Source organism: Rhizobacter sp. P2_H2, assembly GCF_056403375.1.
Genome location: NZ_JBFUFP010000695.1, coordinates 1 through 2,965, shown reverse-complemented (window position 1 = coordinate 2,965; position 2,965 = coordinate 1). Strand labels below are relative to the sequence as shown.

The following is a 2,965-nucleotide window of genomic DNA, read 5'->3' as shown; positions in this document are numbered from 1 at the left end:
GCACCGTGCAACTCGCGCTGCCGCCGCCGCCGGCCCCGAGCGCCGAGCTGTCGCGCCAGCTGGCCGAACTGCTCGCGCAGCTCGAAGAACCGGGCCCGACGGCGTTGCAGGCCGACGAGTTCGACGCGCTGTGCGAGCGCGCGCGCCGCATGCTGGCGCACCGCCATCACTTCGTCGACCAGTTGAGCGGGCTGTGCCAGGAGCTCACCGCGAGCCTGGCCGAGCTGGCCGAGGACGACAGCTGGGCGCGCGGCCAGGTCGACGCGATGAAGCTGCAGATCGACGGCGGCCTGACCGCGCGCAGCGTGCGCTCGGTCAGCGAGCTGCTGGGCCACACCCGCCAGCGCCAGCACCAGCTGCGCGAGGACCGGGCGCGCGCCCGCGACGCGCTGAAGCTGCTGATCAACCGCATGCTCAGCGAGCTGGGCGAGCTGGGCCAGCACACCGGCCGCTTCCACGAGAGCGTCGGCCGCTATGCCGACACCATCGAGAAGGCCGATTCGCTCGAGAGCCTGGCCGGCGTCGTGCGCGAGATGGTCGAGGAGAGCCGCACCGTGCAGTCGCTGGTCAGCCAGGCGCAGGGCCGGCTCGAGTCGGAGCATGCGAAGGCGGTCGGCCTGTCCGAGCGCGTGGCCGAGCTCGAAGGCGAGCTGCGGCGGCTGTCGGAAGAGGTGTCGACCGACCAGCTCACGCAGATCGCCAACCGCCGCGGCCTGATGCAGGCGTTCGACGCCGAGAAGGCACGCATGGAGCGCGGCCAGACCGAGCTGTCGATCGGCCTGCTGGACGTCGACAACTTCAAGCGCCTGAACGACGAGCTGGGCCATGCGGCCGGCGACATCGCGCTGAAGTCGCTGGCCGAGGTGGTCAGCAAGGCGCTGCGCCCGACCGACCTGGTGGCGCGCTACGGCGGCGAGGAGTTCGTCGTGCTGCTGCCCGACACCCCGGTGCAGGAGGGCGAGCAGATCCTGACGCGCCTGCAGCGTTCGCTGTCCGGCGGGCTCTTCATGCACGAGCAGCGCCAGGTGTTCGTCACCTTCTCGGCCGGCGTCACGCTGTACCGGCAGGGCGAGGCCATCGAGGCCGCGCTCGAACGCGCCGACGAAGCGCTCTACGAGGCGAAGCGAACCGGTAAGAACCGGACGTGTGTCGGATAAAAGCTTGTCGAATCTACCGGTCACCTGTGTCCAACGGTGACCGGAACCGGGCTTTCTGACAGGAAGGTCGCCCGTATTCACCCTCTGGCGCGGCGAGAGAAATTCAGTTACAGCGCGCGGGCAAGTTGGCACGCCTCGTGCGTGGGAGGTTCGTGAAATTTCCAACGGACCTCCCCCATGTTCGAAGAACGCAGCCATAGGCAGTTGTTCCTCGGAGCACCGCCCTCCGTCACCTCCTTCATCGCCGCGGTGATGGAGCCGTTGCTGACGGTGCTGTGCTATCTCGCCGTCAGCAGCGTGTTCGACGAGCCGGTCGAGCGGCCGGCACTGACGCTGTGCATGCTCGTGCTGGTGTTGAGCTTCCCCGGCGTGAACCGCTTCAAGGACCGCAGCCTGAACGCGGCCATCGACATCCTCAGCGCGTGGATTGCCTTGCTGGGCATCCTGGTGCTGTGCGGTTATGCGACCGACAGCCTGAAGTTCTTCGAGTGGCGGGTGCTGGCCTGGTGGGCCGGGCTGACGCCGGTCGTGCAATGGATCGCGGTGCGCGGGGGCAAGGAGGCGCTGCGGCGCTTGGCGCTGCGGCCGGAATACCGCCGACCCGCGGTGGTGGTGGGGGCCGGGCCGCTCGGGGCCAAGGTGCTGGAGTCGCTGAAGGCGCGCAGTTCGTTCGGGCAGGACTTCGTCGGCTTCTTCGAGGACCGTTCGCCGGATCGCCTGCACCCCGATGCGCGCGAGCATGTGAAGGGCCGCTTCGAGGACCTGGCCGAGTGGGTGCGCCGCCACGGTGTGCGCGATGTCTACATCACGCTGCCGCTGACGTCGCAGCCGCGCATCGTGAACCTGCTGGCCTCGCTGCAGGACACGACCGCCTCGGTGTACTACGCGCCCGACGTGTTCGGCGTCAGCGTGATCCAGGGGCGCCTGCAGGACATGGCCGGCGTGCCGGTGGTGAGCCTGCTGGAGTCGCCGTTCACCGGCACCAACGACCTGGTCAAGCGATTCAGCGACATCGTGCTGGCGTCGCTGATCCTGCTGCTGATCTCGCCGGTGATGGCGGCGCTGGCGATCGGCGTGAAGCTGAGTTCGCCCGGGCCGGTGATCTTCCGCCAGAAGCGCAACGGGCTGGATGGCGAGGAGATCGAGGTCTACAAGTTCCGCTCGATGACGACGCAGGACAACGGCGCGGTGGTGAAGCAGGCCACGCGCGGCGATGCGCGCATCACGCCGTTCGGCGCGTTCATCCGCAAGACCTCGCTCGACGAACTGCCGCAGCTGATCAATGTGCTGCAGGGGCGCATGAGCATCGTCGGGCCGCGCCCGCATGCGGTGGCGCACAACGAGCAGTACCGCAAGATGATCCAGGCCTACATGGTGCGGCACAAGGTGCGCCCGGGCATCACCGGCTGGGCGCAGGTGAACGGCTTTCGCGGCGAGACCGACACGCTGGACAAGATGGCCGCGCGCGTCGAGTACGACCTGGAGTACCTGCGCAACTGGTCGATCGGGTTGGACCTGATGATCATCGTGCGCACCGTGCGGCTCGTCCTCTTCGACCGCAACGCATATTGATGTGGGCCCCCCAGTCGCTTCGCTCCTGCCCCCGAGGGGCGCCACCCGGCGGCCCGGCGRAGCCGGTTCCGCGGGCGTTGCTTGATCGTTCTTTTGTATTTGGTGTACCTATGCGTCGTTCTTCCGTTGCCGTCCTCGTGCTGACCGGTCTTGCCGGCGTTGCCCATGCGGGCGATGAATCCGATCCGTACGTGTTCGGCATCAGCCAGGCCATCTCGGCCGACAACAACCTGTTC

2 protein-coding genes are annotated in these 2,965 nt (G+C 68.0%); both read left to right on the top strand.

Features of this window, described 5'->3' with window-relative positions; genetic code table 11:
- The coding region (locus AC1D15_RS24830) for a GGDEF domain-containing protein (RefSeq protein WP_477828072.1) at nucleotides 1-1,157 on the top strand (1,157 nt) is incomplete at its 5' end.
- A 177-nt stretch (nucleotides 1,158-1,334) separates the two neighbouring features.
- Nucleotides 1,335-2,729, top strand: a complete 1,395-nt coding sequence (locus AC1D15_RS24825; RefSeq protein WP_477828071.1) for an undecaprenyl-phosphate glucose phosphotransferase — start codon at nucleotides 1,335-1,337, stop codon at nucleotides 2,727-2,729.
- Nucleotides 2,730-2,965 lie beyond the last annotated feature (236 nt).